The sequence below is a fragment of the Streptomyces sp. NBC_00536 genome (genome assembly GCF_036346295.1).
Classification (GTDB): Bacteria; Actinomycetota; Actinomycetes; order Streptomycetales; family Streptomycetaceae; genus Streptomyces.
Map to the genome: position 1 here is coordinate 622,772 of NZ_CP107819.1, position 15,809 is coordinate 638,580.

10 protein-coding genes and 1 pseudogene are annotated in these 15,809 nt (G+C 72.8%); 7 read left to right on the forward strand and 4 right to left on the reverse strand.

Annotation, left to right across the window (positions count from 1 at the left end; all coding sequences use genetic code 11):
• The first annotated feature begins 180 nt into the window (after positions 1 to 180).
• Positions 181 to 1,596 (forward strand): GH1 family beta-glucosidase, encoded by a 1,416-nt coding sequence (locus OHS33_RS02735; protein WP_330328761.1) that lies wholly within the window; start codon positions 181 to 183, stop codon positions 1,594 to 1,596.
• The gene (locus tag OHS33_RS02740; protein ID WP_330328762.1) at positions 1,593 to 2,831 is read left to right on the forward strand and encodes an MFS transporter; all 1,239 of its coding nucleotides are present in this window, start codon (positions 1,593 to 1,595) and stop codon (positions 2,829 to 2,831) included. The genes OHS33_RS02735 and OHS33_RS02740 overlap by 4 nt, the downstream gene beginning before the upstream one ends.
• Here the strand turns inward: OHS33_RS02740 and yczE are convergent.
• Positions 2,828 to 3,478 carry a membrane protein YczE gene (gene yczE, locus OHS33_RS02745; protein ID WP_330328763.1) on the reverse strand — a complete coding sequence of 217 codons (651 nt, stop codon included), beginning with the start codon at positions 3,476 to 3,478 and terminating at the stop codon, positions 2,828 to 2,830. The genes OHS33_RS02740 and yczE overlap by 4 nt on opposite strands.
• 447 nt (positions 3,479 to 3,925) lie before the next feature.
• On the opposite strand from yczE, the pseudogene OHS33_RS02750 reads away from it, so the two are divergent.
• From OHS33_RS02750 to OHS33_RS02765, 4 genes and pseudogenes are all read left to right on the forward strand, one after another.
• Positions 3,926 to 4,672: pseudogene (locus OHS33_RS02750) on the forward strand (VanW family protein); the annotation flags it as partial.
• A 375-nt stretch (positions 4,673 to 5,047) separates the two neighbouring features.
• Positions 5,048 to 6,085 (forward strand): terpene synthase family protein, encoded by a 1,038-nt coding sequence (locus tag OHS33_RS02755; protein ID WP_330328764.1) that lies wholly within the window; start codon positions 5,048 to 5,050, stop codon positions 6,083 to 6,085.
• 14 nt (positions 6,086 to 6,099) lie between these two features.
• The gene (locus OHS33_RS02760; RefSeq protein ID WP_330328765.1) at positions 6,100 to 7,452 is read left to right on the forward strand and encodes a cytochrome P450; all 1,353 of its coding nucleotides are present in this window, start codon (positions 6,100 to 6,102) and stop codon (positions 7,450 to 7,452) included.
• A 151-nt stretch (positions 7,453 to 7,603) separates the two neighbouring features.
• Entirely contained in the window at positions 7,604 to 10,516 is a 2,913-nt protein-coding gene (locus OHS33_RS02765) for an ATP-binding protein (protein ID WP_330328766.1), read from the forward strand.
• Between the two features lie 6 nt (positions 10,517 to 10,522).
• Here the strand turns inward: OHS33_RS02765 and OHS33_RS02770 are convergent, their stop codons facing one another.
• From OHS33_RS02770 to OHS33_RS02780, 3 genes are all read right to left on the reverse strand, one after another.
• The gene (locus OHS33_RS02770) at positions 10,523 to 12,145 is read right to left on the reverse strand and encodes a carboxylesterase/lipase family protein (protein WP_330328767.1); all 1,623 of its coding nucleotides are present in this window, start codon (positions 12,143 to 12,145) and stop codon (positions 10,523 to 10,525) included.
• Between the two features lie 93 nt (positions 12,146 to 12,238).
• Complete coding sequence (gene surE, locus OHS33_RS02775) at positions 12,239 to 13,165, reverse strand: 5'/3'-nucleotidase SurE (RefSeq protein ID WP_330328768.1); 927 nt, start codon at positions 13,163 to 13,165, stop codon at positions 12,239 to 12,241.
• Between the two features lie 51 nt (positions 13,166 to 13,216).
• A complete protein-coding gene (locus tag OHS33_RS02780) occupies positions 13,217 to 14,482 on the reverse strand; it encodes an MFS transporter (RefSeq protein WP_330328769.1) in 1,266 nt (421 codons plus the stop codon).
• A gap of 610 nt (positions 14,483 to 15,092) precedes the next feature.
• Here OHS33_RS02780 and OHS33_RS02785 point away from each other — a divergent pair.
• Positions 15,093 to 15,809 (forward strand): phosphatase PAP2 family protein, encoded by a 717-nt coding sequence (locus OHS33_RS02785; protein ID WP_330328770.1) that lies wholly within the window; start codon positions 15,093 to 15,095, stop codon positions 15,807 to 15,809.

The following is a 15,809-nucleotide window of genomic DNA, read 5'->3' on the forward strand; positions in this document are numbered from 1 at the left end:
TACACACCCCGGCCGGGCACGGCGACGGCAGAACTTGAGGATTGTTCACTTTCCATTGACAGGCCGGGTCCCGGGACCCGAGAGTTCCGTCAGCGCCCCGTCGCACGCGCCTCCCTCCGCACGCGTTCCTCCGCACGCGTTCCTCCGCACGCGCCTCCCTCCCGACCGAAGCGAGTCCGCATGACTGCGTCCGTACCCGGGTTCCCGGCCGGTTTCCTCTGGGGCGTCTCCGCCTCCGCCTTCCAGATCGAGGGCTCGCTCACGGCCGACGGCCGGGGCCCTTCCTCCTGGGACGCCTTCACCCGGGAGCCGGGCCGCGTCAAGGACGGCTCGCACGCCGAGGTGGCCACCGACCACTACCGCCGCTACCGCGAGGACGTGGCCCTGATGGCCGGGCTCGGCGTCGGGGCCTACCGGTTCTCGGTGTCCTGGTCGCGCGTCCTGCCGCGGGGCGAAGGGCAGGTCAACGGCAAGGGGCTGGACTTCTACGACCGGCTCGTCGACGAGCTGTGCGCCGCGGGCATCGCCCCGGCGCCGACCCTCTTCCACTGGGACACCCCGCTCGCCCTGGAGGAGCGGGGCGGCTGGCTGAACCGCGACACCGCCGAACGGTTCGCGCAGTACGCCGCCGTGGTCGCCGAACGGCTCGCCGACCGCGTCCCCCTGTGGATCACCATCAACGAACCCGCCGAGGTCACGCTCCTGGGATACGGGCTCGGCGAGCACGCCCCGGGCAGGCAACTCGTCTTCGACGCGCTGCCCGTGGCCCACCACCAGCTCCTGGCCCACGGCCTCGGCGTACAGGCCCTGCGCGCCGCGGGCGCCCGCGGGATCGGCATCGCCGCCTCCCACAGCCCCGTCTGGACCGCCGGTGACGACGCGGCCGACCGCGCGGCCGCCGAGCTGTACGACACGCTCACCAACCGGCTCTTCGCCGACCCCCTGCTGACCGGCGCCTACCCGGAGGGCCTGGCCGAGCTGCTCCCAGGCCCGGTCGCGGAGGACCTGAAGACGATCTCGGCCCCGCTGGACTGGTACGGGATCAACTACTACAACCCCATGCTCGTCGGCGCTCCCCAACCGGCCGCCGACGCCGCCGACTTCGGCGGCATCGCGCTCCCGGCGGACCTCCCGTTCGGCATCCGCCCGATCGAGGGGCACGAACGCACCGATTTCGGCTGGCCGGTGGTCCCGGACGGGCTGCGCGAACTGCTCGGCGTCATGCGCGAGCGCTACGGGGACCGGCTGCCGCCGCTGTACATCACCGAGAACGGCTGCTCGTACGGCGACGGGCCCGACCCCGCCACGGGCCGGATCGAGGACGCGCGCCGGATCGCCTACCACGCGGGCCACCTGCGGGCCCTGCACCGGGCGATGGCCGAAGGGGCCGATGTACGCGGCTACTTCATCTGGTCGATCCTCGACAACTTCGAATGGGCGGAGGGCTACCGGCAGCGGTTCGGCCTCGTCCACGTCGACTACGAGACGCTGCGGCGCACGCCCAAGGAGTCGTACGCCTGGTACCGCGACCTGATCAAAGGCAACCCGGCCAAAGGCAACCTGATCAATGGCGGCGCGGCCGGGGGCGGCCGGTGAGCGTCGGCCGGGCCGCCGCCGCGACCGGCGCGCCGGTGGGCGGGCGCTGGGTGGGGGCGCTCTCGCTCGCCAACCTCGGTGTCTGGGTGGGCTGGTTCGGCCCGCTGCAACTGCTGCTGGCGCGGCAGGCGGAGCAGTTCACCCCCGGCCACAAGGCCGCCACCCTCGCCCTGGTGACGGGCCTGGGCGCGGCCGTCTCGATGGTCGCCAACCCGGTCTTCGGAGCGCTGTCCGACCGTACGACGGCGCGCGCGGGCCGGCGCGTCCCCTGGGTGATCGCCGGCACCGCGGGCGGCGGCGCCGGGCTGGTCCTCCTCGCCCTGGCGCGGAGCGTCCCCGCCGTCATCGCGGGCTGGTGCCTGGTGCAGCTCGCCCTGAACGCCTCGTTCGCCGCGCTGACCGCGGCCGTACCCGATCAGGTGCCGCCGCGCCGCCGCGGTCTGGTCGGCGGCTGGCTCGGGGTCTCCCAGGTCGTCGGCATCCTGGTCGGCACGGCCCTGGCGACGGTCGCGGGCGGCACCGGCGCGGGGTACCTGGCCTGCGCGGCCTTCTCGGTGGTCGCGGTCCTCCCGTACGTCCTGATGCGACGGGACACCGTCCTCTCCCCCGCCGACCGGCCCGCCTTCCGCTGGCGGTCCTTCCTCGCCGGCTTCTGGATCGACCCGCGCCGCCATCCGGACTTCGGGTGGGCCTGGCTCACCCGGTTCCTGATGAACCTGTCGTACTCGATCAGCACGATGTACCTGCTGTACTACCTGACCGACGCCGTGCACTACACCGACGACGCCGACACCGGGGTGCTGATCCTCACCGCGCTCAACGCGCTGACCCTGCTCTCGACCGTGGTGATCAGCGGCGTCCGCTCGGACCGCAGCGGCCGCCGCAAGCCGTACGTGATCCGGTCGGGGCTGATCATCTCCGCGGCCACCCTGCTGCTCGCCGGGTGGCAGACCTGGACCGGGGCGGTGGTCGCCTCGCTGATCCTCGGCGTCGGCTTCGGCGTGTACACGTCGGTGGACTTCGCACTGCTCACGGACGTGCTGCCGACGGCCGGTGACCGGGGCCGGGACCTGGGCGTCATCAACATCGCCAACGCGCTGCCGCAGGTCCTGGCCCCCGTGATCGCCGCCCCGGTCGTCACGCACCTCGGCGGGTACACGGCCCTGTACGGCCTGGCGGGCGCCCTGGCCCTGGTGGGTTCGGTCCTGGTCCGCCGGATCCGCTCGGTGGCCTAGGCCGACGCCACGACAACCGATGCGGTCGGCGCCGGGCTCGGCGGGCGGAGGGCGAAGAGCCGGAGGAAGAGCTGCGAGAGCGGGCCGATGGCCAGCGCGTACGCGACGGTGCCGACGCCGACGGTGCCGCCGAGCAGGAAGCCCGCCGCGAGGACGGTGACCTCGATCGCGGTCCGCACCAGCCGCACCGACCGCCCGGTGCGCCGGTGCAGGCCGGTCATCAGGCCGTCGCGGGGCCCCGGTCCGAAGCGGGCGGCGATGTAGAGGCCGGTGGCGACGCCGTTGAGGACGATGCCCGCCGCCAGCAGCGCCCCTTGGGCCACGGCGCCGCGCACGTCCGGCACCACGGCGAGCGTGGCGTCCATGGTCAGACCCACCGCGAAGACGTTGGACAGCGTGCCCAGGCCCGGGCGCTGCCGCAGCGGCACCCACAGCAGCAGGACCAGGGCGCCGACGGCCACGGACACGGTGCCGATGCTCCAGCCGGTGCGCTCCGCGATGCCCTGGTGGAAGACGTCCCACGGATCCAGGCCGAGGCCCGCCCGGACCAGGAACGCCGAGCTCGCGCCGTAGAGGGCCAGCCCGGCGTAGAGCTGGAACAGCCGACGGGTGAGCCGGCGCGGGGGGCGGGACGGGGCGGAGGACACCGTGGATCCTTTCCGGGGACCAAAGAGCTAACCGTGTCAGCATGTGGCACCTCCCTGGACACCAGATAGGGCCAATCCGAACCAAGTGGCCTGCTCACTCCCGTGCGCGGCGAGGCCGGTGGACAGCTCGCCTTCCACCGTGAGAATCGGCACATTCCATCCCATTTGCCGGAAATTCAGATCACGCTGGGGCGGTACCGACACGTTTCCAGAGCCACCGGGAGAGAGATGCGACGCGCACACGGCCGTACGGACACCAGGCGGATCGCCCTGACCACCGCGGGCGCGGCCGCCGTGCTCGCCCTCACCGCCCTGCTCCCCGGCACCGCCACGGCGGCGGAGCACCCCGCGGGTCCGGCGGCCCCGGCCGCGGGCACGGTCGGCTCCGGTTCTGTCGGCTCCGGTTCCGTCGGCTCCGGCACCGGCTCCGCCCCCGAGGGCATGCGCCAGCTGTCGTCCTTCACCGTCGCCTTCCCCGCCGCGCCCTACCGCACCCACAACATCGCGCGGGCCGTGGAGCTGATCGACGGGGCCGTCGTCCGCCCCGGCGAGACGTGGAGCTTCAACACGGCAGTCGGCGAGCGGACCGAGCAGAACGGTTTCGTCGACGGGATCATGATTAACGACGGGCGGTACGTGAAAGCTCCGGGCGGCGGCGTCTCGGCCGTCGCGACCACCATGTACAACGCCATGTTCTTCGCGGGCCTGGCTCCGGTCGAGCACGGGGCGCACTCGTTCTACATCGAGCGGTACCCGGAAGGCCGCGAGGCCACCGTCGCCTGGGGCACCCTCGACCTGCGCTGGAGGAACGATTCCGGCCACCCGGTCAGGATCCGCGCCACCTCCACCGACACCTCGGTGACCATCGCCCTGCGCGGCACGCCGAGGTACGACGCGATACGCGCGACCCAGGGCCCGCGCACCCACGTGACCCCTCCGGGCAAGCGGACCGCCACCGGTCCCGACTGCGAGGCGCAGACGCCCCTGGAGGGCTTCGACGTGGCGGTCGACCGGGTCTTCGTACGGGGTGGCCAGGAGGTCAAGCGCGAGACGTACCGCACCCATTACACCCCGCGCGACGAAGTGACCTGCGTCCCGGACCCCTCGGCGAGCCCGACGGCCACTCCGCCCGCACCCACGGCCACACCGACGGCCACGCCTCCGGCCCCCTCGGCGCCCGTCCCCTCGACCTGACGGACGCGTGGTCGATCTCCGGCCAATCGCCCGGCTCCCCCTGGCTCCCACGGGTCGAGCACCTGCGCGACACCGTGGGTGCTGTGTGCATATTCGCGATGAATATGCTTTCGACAACGGCGAAATGAATTCGACATACCCCGTCGCCCTACATTGACAGTGCGCTCCGCCCTGAGAGTTAATTACTCTTTGGGTGGCCGGATGTGGTCGCACATGGCGGGATCAGGTCAGTCCATGACCGGTCCCTACCCTGCTGGTTGGAGTGCGCCGTCGTCACTGGCGGCGCAGGAGTAGGGGGGTGTGCAGCGTCGTGACCGCAATCGTGATCGTACATTGAGCGGGTATTGGCGAATCCGACTTTCCGTGGGGGGATCAATGACCCAGCTCGACCCATTCTCCGTTCCCGATTTCCACCTTCCGTTCGGGAACTCCAAGCATCCGCAGGCGGCCAGGGCGAATGCCGAGGCCACGGCCTGGGCCGTGGAGCACGAGTTGGTCAGCGCCGCGGTGGAACAGTTCGCGGGCATCGGCTTCGGCCATCTCGCGGGACGGGTCAGCGGCGAGGTGCCGTACGAGCGCGTCGTCCTGCTCGCCGAGTGGATGGCCTGGTCCTTCGTCCTGGACGACCAGCACGACCATCTCATCAGGACGGGTGAACTGGCGGCCTGGCGGCCCGTCACCGACGCCATCACCGAACACCTGGAGACCGGCCGGAGCGAGGCGGCTGCGGCGCTCGGCAATCCGCTCGTCAACGGATTCACCGATCTGTGCGACCGGATCCTCGCCGGGATGTCCGGGGCGACCGCGGCCCGCTACCGCGCCCATGTCCCGCTCATGCTGCACTCGTTGGACCAGGAGGCCGGAAACCGCCGGACCGGTGGGCACCCGACGGTCCAGGACTACATCCTCATGCGGCGGCACAGTTCCCAGATCCTGCCGATGATGGACATGGTGGAGGCCGGGCTGGGCCTCGACCTGCCGCAGTCCGTCCACGACCTCCCCGAGTTCCAGACCCTCACCGCCAGCGTCCTGGACGTCATCTCCTGGGGCAACGACGTCTTCTCCCTGCCGAAGGAACACGCCTGCGGGGACAACAACAACCTCGTCTCCCTCATCTCGGCCCGGGACGGCGTCTCCCTCCCGGCCGCCGTCCAGGTGGTGGAGGCCCGCATCCAGGCCCGCATCGAGGAGTACCTGGTCGCGGAGCGGCGGCTCTTCCAGGTCATGGACGCGGACGGCGCCACGCCCCCGTCCGTCCGCACGGCGGTCGAGCGGTACGTGCGCAGCTACGAGGACTGGATGATCGGCGCGGATCTGTGGCAGCGTTACGAGTGCACGCGGTACAGCGACGAACGCTTCGCGGCCGGGATGGAGTCCGCCTACACCCGCCCCGACCTGGTCAACGTGGCATGACAGGAAGTGGACCCATGGCACAACTCGCGCACCCCGGCTCCGTGACCCACGCACCCGTGGTTCCGGGGCGGTTGCCGCTCCTGGGCCACGCGCTCCAGCTGTGGCGGGAGCCGATCGCGTTCCTGGAATCCTTACGGACCCACGGCGACATCGTCCGCATCGACATCGGCACCTGGCCCGTCCACGTGCTCACCGACCCCGACCACGTGCACGCCGTACTGGTGCAGCAGGCCCAGCAGTTCGGCCGCGGCCGGATCTTCGACCGGCTCCGCCCGATGTTCGGCAACGGCATCGTCACGACCGACGGCGAGTTCCACCGCAAGCAGCGCCGGATGATGCAACCGGCCTTCCACCGCAACCACATCGCCGACTACGCCGAGGTGATGTGCCGTCAGGCCGAGGAGATGGCCGGCTCGTGGACCGCGGGCCGTGAGGTCTCGATGGTCACCGAGGCCCGGCGCTACGCCCTCTCCTCGGTCGCCGAGATGATCTTCTCGGGAGAGATGAGCCGGCCCGCCGTCGCGGAGGTGCACCGCTCGCTCCCGATCGTCCTGGAGGGCATGCTGGTGCGCGCGGTCATGCCCAAGTTCCTTGACGGGCTGCCCATTCCGTACAACCGGCGCTTCGACGGGGCCGCCGCGCGGCTGCGCCGGATCATCGACCAGGTCATCGCGCAGTACGGCGACGGGCCGGACGGCCGGGAGGACCTCCTGTCCCTGCTGCTGTCCAGCGTGGACACCGAGACGGGCGAGGGGATGAGCCCCGAGCAGGTGCGCGACGAGGTGATCGCCATCATGTTCGCCGGTACGGAGACCTCGGCGACGACCCTGTCCTGGATCTTCCACGAGCTGGGCCGCCACCCCGAGGTGGAGGAGCGCCTGCACGCCGAGATCGACGCGGTGGTGGGCGAGCGCCCCGTCCGCCCCGAGGACCTGCCCCGGCTGACCTACGCGCACAGCGTCTTCCAGGAGACACTGCGCCTGCACTCGCCCCTGCTCTTCACCCGGCGTGCGCTGGTCCCGCTGACCCTCGGCGGGGTCGCCATCCCGCAAGGGGCCGAACTGGCGTACAGCCCGCACGCGTTGCACCGGGACCCGGCGCTCTTCCGCGATCCGGCGCGCTTCGATCCGGACCGCTGGCACGAGGACTCCGGCGAACGGCCGCGGGCGCACCGCTACCTCCCGTTCGGGGCGGGCCAGCACAAGTGCATCGGCGATTCGTTCGCGGTGGCGGAGATCCTGACGGCGGTGGCGACCGTGGCGTCCCGGTGGCGCCTGGTCCCCGCCCCGGGCATCACCGTCCGCGAGGTCCCCGCGGGGATCCCGCAGCCCAGCGAACTGCCCATGATTCCCACGGCGCGACGCTGACGCCCGGGCCCGTGCGGCAGCGGGCCCGGCGGTGGCGGAGGGTACACGGTTGTTCTCGTACGGGTGGCGAGATACCGCAAGAATGTACTTAAGCAGGAACAACTCACCCCTCGGCCCGTACACTCGGGCGCACGCGCTGGAGGGGGCACGAGTGTCACATGTCACGGAACCACGAGGAGGGGCGCCCAAGCCCCTGCTCGAACGGGAATCCGAAGTCCTGGCGATCCACCGCGCGGTGGACGAACTCTGCGGTTCCCCGGGACCGCTACAGGGTCCGGCCACCCGCCGCGGAGGCGTACTGACCTTCGCCGGGTCGGCGGGCATAGGCAAGACCACACTGCTGGCGGAGGCCCGCAGACTGGCCGCCGAGCGTTCCTGCACCGTGCTCTTCGCACGCGGCGGCGAGCAGGAGCGGCAGGTGCCCTTCCACGTGATGCGGCAGCTCATCCAGCCGACGTTCGCCGCCATGAGCGAGGACGAACGGCGCGAAGCGCTGGGCAACTGGTACAGCATCGTCGCCCCGGCCCTCGGGCTCACCGCCGCGCCGAAGGGCCCCACGGCACCGGACCCGCAGGGCGTGCGCGACGGACTGGACTGGGTCGTCACGCACTTGGCGGTGCGCAGCGCCCCCGTCGTCCTGGTCGTCGACGACGCGCACTGGGCGGACGCCGAATCGCTGGCCTGGCTGACCGCCTTCACGGCCAGGGCGGAGGAGCTGGCCATGCTGATCATGGTGGCCTGCCGACCCGACGAGATCCCCGCCGACGCGGCGGCTTTACGCGCCCTCATGGGGCGCCAGGGGTCACGGCCGCACGAGCTGGCGCCCCTCACCACGACCGCGGTGGCGCGCATCGTGCGCGACGCCCTCGGCGAGGACGCCGACGACGTGTTCTGCCGCGAGTGCTGGGCGATCACGGGCGGAAACCCCTTCGAGGTCGTCGAGTTGGCCATGAAGGGCCGCGACCGCGGGCTGAAACCGCACCAGGACAGCATCCCGCAACTGCGCGACCTGGCTTCCGCCGTCAAGGGCAGCGGCCTCATCGACCGGCTCGAACAGCTCGGGCCGTCCACCACGCGGCTCGCCTGGGCCGCCGCCGTCCTCGGCACCGCGGTCCCGACCGACATCGTCGGCGGAGTCGCGGCGCTCGGCGAGGCACAGGCCGCCGAGGCGATCGACCAGCTGCGCGAGGCCCGCATCCTGACCGTGCTCACCAGCGTGCGGCGCAAGGAGGTGGTGGAGTTCTTCCACCCGCTCATCGCCACCGCCGTATACCGCTCGATCCCGCCCGGTGTCCGGGTCGCCATGCACGGGATGGCCGCGACGGCCCTGGTCAACGACGGGCACGGCGCCGCTGCCGCCGCCCGGCACCTGCTGGAGATGCACCCCGACGGCGATCCCTGGGTGGTGCAGCAGCTGCGCCAGGCCGCCCGCGAGAGCTTCTCCGCGGGTGCTCCCGACGCCGCCCGGCGCTATCTGGCCCGGGCGCTGCGCGAACCTCCCGAGGTGGAGGACCGGGCCGAGGTGCTGTTCGAACTCGGCTCCGCGAACCTCCTGCACGATCCCGCGACCACCATCAACCAGCTCAGAGCCGCGCTGGAGGAGCCCCGGACCGAACAGGGCCTGCGCGAGGCGATCACCTACCGGCTGGCGCAGGCGCTCGGCCACACCGGTCAGCTGGCCGAGGCGGCCGCGCTCCTCGCGGACGAGGCCCGGCGGGCCACCAGCTCACGCACCCGGCTGCGGATGCAGGCCGAGCAGTTCAAGTGGAACTCGGTCCGGGTCGACGAGGAGAACTCGCCCGCCCGCTCCCGGCTCCTCTCCCAGTTCGCCAAGCGGCTCACCGGCCGCGGCCTGCCCGAGCGGCACATCCTGGGACTGCGTGCGTGGGACGCCGTACTGCGCGGCGAACCGGCCGCCACCGCCCTCGGCTACGCCGAACAGGCCCTCGACGGCGGGCTCAGCTGGACCGACCAGGACTTCGGGTTCGAGGTGCCCGCCGTCGTGGCGCTCACCCTGATGTACTGCGACCAGCCCGGCCGCGCCGAAGAACTCTTCAACACCGGCATCGTCGAATTCGAGGCGAAGGGCTGGCGCGGCGCGCACCTGTCCTTCGTCTACACCCTGCTCGGCTACGTCCGCTACCGGCGCGGGCGGCTCGCCGAGGCCGAGGACTTCGTGCGCCAGGGCCTGCAGATCGCCGACCGCGTCGGCCAGGGCATCCCGGCGCAGTGGTACGCGATCGGCACCCTGATCGAGACGCTGCTGGCCCGGGGGAACACCGCCGAGGCCCAGCGGGTCGCCGAGGCCTACAAGCTCGGGGTCGACCCCTTCCCCCGCGCGGTCGTCTACCCCGACCCGCAAGCCGTGTGGGGCAAACTCCTGCTGGCCCGGGGCAGGGTCGAGGAAGGGGAGCAGCACCTCGTCTCGGCGGGCAGGCGGCTCGACCTGCGCGGTGCGCGCAACCCGTCGTGGAGTCCCTGGCAGCTCGACCTGGCCCTGGGGCAGGTGGCCCGCAAGCCCGAGGAGGCCCGGGCCACCGCCGCCGAGGCGCTGGCGCGCGCCCGCGCGTTCGGCACCTCCAGCATGATCGGCCACTCGCTGCGGGTGGCCGCGGCGACCACCGTCGACCCGGCGCGGGCGGCCACCCTGCTCCAGGACGCGGTGGACCACCTCGAACAGTCCCCCGCGGCCTGCGAACTCGCGCACGCGCTGATCGACCACGGCACGGCCCTGCACACGATCGGCAGCCGCCACCACGCGGCCCAGCAGCTCTACCGGGGCATGGAGACCGCCGTCGCGTGCGGGGCGGACGGACTCGCGGGGCGGGCCCGCTCCCAGCTCGCGTCGGCCGGACTGCGCCCGCGCCGGCTGCACACCTTCGAACAGGACACCCTGACGGTGGCGGAGAGCGCGGCGGCCCGGCAGGCCGCGCTCGGTCTCGACAACACGGCGATCGCCGCGGAGCTGAAGACGGACGCGCAGTCCGTCTCCGAGCTGCTCTCCGCGGCGTTCACCAAACTGGGCACCGACCGGCAGGGGCTGCCCCGCGCGCTGGGAGACTGATCCGCGCTACCCCTGGAGTGGCGGGACCTGTCGGGACCACCAGAACGCGCACTGGTGGTCCGCGGCGAACGCCGGGTCCGGCCGTGTCACGGCCGGGCCGAGCGTCAGCACCGTACCGGCGGGACCGGTCGCGGGCCACGGGGTCTGTCCCGCCACCACGGGGGCTCCGTAGCGGGCGAAGGCGCCCCAGTACCGCTGCATCCGGGTCCCCAGCGCGCGCTGGACCTCGGTCAGCGGGCGGTCCCCCATGGTGAAGTCGTACAGGTAGGCCAGCTCGGCGCTGTGCGCGTTCGACTCGTCCAGCCCCGGCACCTGGGCTCCCGCCAGCGTCGGGGAGTCCGGGTCGTCGAATTCGTAGGCGAAGGTGGGTACCTGACGGGCGAACAGCCGGGCGGTCCTCGCGGTCTCGCAGGCGAAGGCGGAGTCGGTCATGAGGGCCGACAGCGCCAGGTACGGGGATCCGTGGGCCGCGACCGGGTAGCGGGCCAGGACCTCCGGGCCCGCCGCCCCGTAGGTGGCCGACACCTGGCGCTCGTACTCCTCCTCCGTGAGCCGGGGCTGGGTCAGGGCGACGAAGAACCGTGCCTCCGAGCGGGTGCTCCCGATCAGGACCGGGACCTTGTTCCAGGTCCCGGCGGCGATCGCCCCGGCCGGGTCCCGGGGGAGCAGGCCGTCGCCCGATGCCGGGCCCGACGTGGGCAGCGTACGGGCCGCGTCCACCAGCGCCGCTCCGTCGGCGGCCCGCAGGCATACGGCGACCGCGGCCGGGTCGGCGCAGCCCGCCCGGGCGGCGAAGGCCCGCGCCTCGGACGCGGCGCGCTCCGCGTCCGGGGTACGGAGCAGGGTGCACGGCCCGCTCTGCAGCACGGCCCGGTGGAACAGTCCCGCCGCGGACGGGGCGGCCAGCAGCCCGCACACCGAACCGCTGCCCGCCGACTGGCCGGAGACCGTCACATTGCCCGGATTCCCGCCGAAGGAGGCGATGTTGCGCCGGGTCCAGCGCAGCGCCTCGATCTGGTCCATCAGGCCGAAGGAGCCGGAGCGTTCGGCCCCTTCCCCGGCCAGCTCGGGAAGTCCCAGGTAACCCAGCTGACCCAGGCGGTAGTTGATGCTGACGACGACGCTGTTCGTGAGCGCCGCCATCGCGCGTCCGCCGAACTGGGTGCCGGTGCCCTGGCTGTACGCGCCCCCGTGCATCCAGAAGATCACCGGCAGCCGGTCCCCCGGCCGGGCGTCCCGCGGCCGGTACACGTCGAGGTGGAGGCAGTCCTCGCTCACCGCCAGCGGATCCCGCAGGCCGAACGGCGAGAACTGCAGACAGGCGGGTCCCTGCCGGTCGGCCTCGCGCACCCCGGACCAGGGGCTCGGCTCCCGGGGCGCGCGCAGCCGGAACTCACCGACCGGTGCGCCGGCGTAGGGCACGCCGAGGAACTCCTGCGCGCCGTCGTGGGCCCGGCCGCGCAGCGCGCCCTGGGCCACGGCGACCACCGGGCGGTCCGGCCCGCCGGGTGCGGCGGCGGCCGGGAGTGCCCCGGCGATCAGGGCGGTGAGCGCAAGTACCGTACCGAGTAAGGCTTTTGACGGGATGAGCCGGGCGAACCGGGTGCTCCGGGTCGTGGTGTGTGGCATCCGTACTCCTTCTCCTTGGTTCGGGGCCGTCCGGGGGCGGGATGGTGTGCGCCCGCCCCAACCCCGGGGCGGGCGGCACTTTGACGACAGGCCCTACGGGCGCAGCCCGGCCATCAGGGCGCGGGTGACGGCGAAGTCGGCGGGCCCGGTGTTCCAGTCGGCGTTGATCGGGCTGACGGCGATCTTCCCGGCGCTCACGGCCTCGACGTCGCCGCCCCGGGCCGGGGTCCGCAGGTCCACCTTCACGCCGACCTTCCAGGTGCCGTCGCCCGCGTCGGTGAAGTCCTCTTTCAGCAGCTGCTGCGGGTCCTGGAAGGTGGCGGCCACCCCGGCGGCGGTGCCCTTGCCGTCGGCACCGACGACGGGGTGGTTGACGTTGAGGCCGACGCCCGCGGGCAGCAGCGGCCCGGACCCGGCCCGCGCACTCAGCCGGTCGATCAGCTTGACGGCGAAGTCCAGGGTCGGACCCATGGCGTTGACCGTGGTCACGGGGTCGGGCGCGGTGACGCCGCCGGTGCTCAGGGCGATGGCGGGGACACCGGACTCCAGCCCGGCGACGGCGCCGCCGACCGTACCGGAGTGGGTGGCGAGGGCGGCCACGTTCGGGCCGAAGTTGGTGCCGGACACCACCAGGTCGGGGGCGTTCCCGTCGAACACCGCGGAGAGCCCGAAGGCCACCGCGTCGCCGGGAGTCCCGTCCACGGCCCACACCTTGGGCTCCGGGTGGCGCACCGTGACGGACGGGACGTTCGACGTCTTCGTCCCGGCGCCGCTCTGGTTGGTGAGCGGCGCGACGATGGTGACGTCGTGCCCGGCGGCCGTCAGGCGGGCGAACGCCAGCCGGATGCCGGGCGCATTGTAGCCGTCGTCGTTGGTGAGCAGGATCCGCAGCGGGCGCGCGAGACCGGACACCGCTCCGGATGCCGCGCCGTCCTGCGCCGCGGCGGCGGGCACCGTACCGGCGAGGCCGGGTACGCAGAGCAGCAGGGTGGCCAGGGGCAGAACTCGCTTGCGTTGCACGGAGCACTCCTTGGGAGAGGGGAGAGGGGGTGAAGTGAGGGGTGTGCGGGGTCAGCGCACGCTGCGGATCGGGAGGATGGCGAGGGCTCCGACCAGCGAAAGGCCGCCGCCGACCAGGAACAGCGGGGTGTACCCGCCGAGGGTGGTGACCACGGCGGAGGCGACGAACGGGGCGATGATCTGCGGCCCGGCGTTCGCGATGTTGAGGACTCCCATGTCCCGGGCCGCGTCCTCGGCCCGGGGCAGGACCAGGGTGACGAGCGCGGTGTCGACGGCCATGAAGCAGCCGAAGGCGAGGCCGTTGAGCGCGCTGAAGACGAGCATCCCGGTCCACGTCGGGCTGACCACGGGGACGACCATCACCAGCCCGGCGAGGGCCGCGGACACTCCGACGAACACCTTGCGGCGGTTCCAGCGGTCGGACAGCATCCCGCCGATCACCGTGGAGAGTGCCATGGCCACCATGGAGACCGGGGTGAGCACCGCCATGGCGGCGGGCGGGGTCAGCCCGGCGGGCAGTGCGATGTGATCGCCCAGGATGTAGAGCTGGTAGCCGACGACCGAGAAGTAGCCGAGGACCATCAGGGCCCGCCCGATGAAGGCCCACCGGAAGTCGTGGTGCCCGAGCGCCGAGAGGAACGCCTTGACCTGGGCGCCCTTGGGGGCACGCGGAGCGTCTTCGGCGGGTGCGGCCGGGTCCGCGCCGCGCGGCAGGTCCCGGCAGAAGGCGGTGAGCAGCATCGCGGCCGCGGCGATCACCCCGCCGAAGACGAGGTAGCCCGTGCGCAGGTGGTCGGCGGTCTGGGAGGCGATCAGTACGCCGACCGTGCCGCCTATGGGCAGGCCCAGACCCACCACCGCGGACGCGGTGCCGCGCCGGGAGACCGCGACCCGGTCGGGCACGATCGCGGTGACGGCGGCCTGGTAGACGTTCATCGTCGCCTGGATCAGACACCAGCCGATGCCGACGAGCAGGGCGGTACGGACGCTGCCGAGGAAGGCCAGGCCGGCGAGCGAGCCGAGGGCGCCGCCCAGGATCCAGGGGCTGCGGCGTCCGCTGCGGTCGGAGAGGGCTCCGGCGATGGGGTTGAAGGCGGTCGCGAAGATCGCGCTGATGCCGCCGATCAGGCCGAGGACGGCGACCTTGTCGTCGCCCGCGATCGCGGCGATCTGGGTGGGGAGCAGGATCGAGCCGACGCCCATGTAGACCGCCATCATCGCGGAGTTGGCGACGAGCAGCAGGAGCAGGAGCCCGCGTCTGTGGGGAGGTTCGTGATCCGCCGGGACGGGCGGATCGATGAGCTCGTTCGTGACCATGACGACTCCTCGGGGACGGAGCGGGGAGGTGGGGTGGGGTGGGGTGGGGTGGGGATGTGCCGTGAGGCGGGGGCGGGCCGTCGGGGTGCGGGGCCACGCGGAGGGGTGAGGTCGCCGCGGGTGCTGTCGCGGAGCAGCCGGGTCCGTGCCGTGGTGCGACGTGCTCGGCGTACGCGACGCGAAGGGCGTTCAACGCGATGTTGTTACACGTGTCACTTTCGGCGTCTGGACACTGTGTAGCACCCATCCCCGGGGCCCGCCAAGACCTTGCGCCGGTCAATACACAGATCGTGACCCACGACCGGAAGCGCGCTCAGGCACGTGTAACCGACCTGTTGCAGCCACTGACCAGGCCGGTGGCGTCCGAAAACCCTCTTGCTCTTGTGGCGGTGGTCACGCTTCCGCAATACTCCGTGCCGCAGCGCGACGCCCTCGTCGCCGCCCCCGTCGCCGCCCGCCGGAAACGTCCGCCCCACCCCCTGCGGGCCCGGTCCGGCTTCCCCCTCTCGCGGCCCCCGCGGTTCCTCCGCGCCGGGTCACCGCCGCACGTCCGCGCACCCGCTCCCCGAGCGCCCCACCGCCCCGGGAAACGATCCCGAAAGGCCCCGCCATGCCGCGCTCCGCCGTCCCCGCGCCGCCACACGTCCACACCCGGCCGCCCCGGCACCACCTGCCCGCGGGTCCCCCTCGGTACGCCCTCACCGCGGGTGCCGTCCTGCTCCTCGTCCCCGTGCTGACCGGACTGCTGCTGCGGGTGGACTCACGGCCCTTCTTCCAGGGCCTCGACGACGCCTGGGCCGGTGCGGCGGGCGGTTCGCCCGAGGGCGCCGCCACCGGGTTCGCCCTCGCGCTCGACCGGCTCGGCGGGCCGCTGGGGCTGATCCTCCCGCTGATGCTGACGGGCGGGCTCTGCGTGTACGGGCGCTGGCGGTCGGCGCTCTTCGTCCTCGCCGCCGCCGTCCTGGCCAACGTGCTCGTCGCACTGCCCCTCAAGCGCCTCGCCGGGCGGCCGCGGCCCCCGCACACATGGGTCCTGGTGAACGACGGCTCCTACCCCTCCGGCCAGGTCTTCAGCACGGTCGCCCTGGTCATCGCGATCGCGGTGGTGGCGGTCCCGCCGGGCGGGCGGCGCTGGTGGTGGCCGGCCGGCGCCGCGTACACCGCGGCCATGATGTGGAGCCGTACGTGGCTGCACGCGCAGTGGCTGAGCGACACCGTCGGCGGCGCCCTGGCCGGAGCGGGCGCCTGCCTGCTCCTGTGGCGCGCGTTCGCGCCCCTGCTGGACGCGGAGGCGGAGCACGCGGCGGCCAACACCCTCTGGCTATGA